General features: G+C 25.0%; 1 protein-coding gene. It reads right to left on the reverse strand.

What is annotated here, in order from left to right; genetic code table 11:
- The coding region (locus O970_RS09750) for a hypothetical protein (RefSeq protein WP_202976394.1) at positions 1 to 524 on the reverse strand (524 nt) is incomplete at its 3' end.
- Positions 525 to 551: the final 27 nt, after the last annotated feature.

Consider the following 551-nt stretch of genomic DNA (forward strand, 5'->3'; position numbering starts at 1 on the left):
AAATAATACATTTTATTCAAAATGATATTGTTTTCATAAAGAATTACATCACCGCAGGTTTTTGTGCTGGTCGCAATTTTTTTTTCAGGATCAAAAACAAAAACATATCCTTCTAAATTAGGGTCAATAAATTTATTTTGCGACTCATCATAAATGAAATACATATGTGGCACATTTGTACCTCGTGTATCACCTTCAACAAGTGAAAAATCATTTTCATTGCCATCAAAGTCAAAATCACCTATTTCTACTGTAAAAACATCATAAAATAAATAGTTTTTTTTAGTTTTAATACGTTGTATTAATTCACCATTTTTTTTACTATAGATATTAACTCCCGTGATTTTAATATCTTCTTTTTTGTTCTTAGATAATAAAAGTTTAAAATAGAAATCTTTTGTTGAATGTATTTGTAGAAATTCGACATTTTTAAATTCAATGTTACTAAGTAATTCTTTAGAATCTTTATGGTTTTCTTTATAACCATTAGACCAGATTACATTGTATTCAAAAATTTTTTTCAATTTAAAATCGCCAAATTTAAGGGAGGT

Source organism: Candidatus Schmidhempelia bombi str. Bimp, from assembly GCF_000471645.3.
Taxonomy (GTDB): Bacteria; Pseudomonadota; Gammaproteobacteria; order Enterobacterales; family Orbaceae; genus Utexia; species Utexia bombi.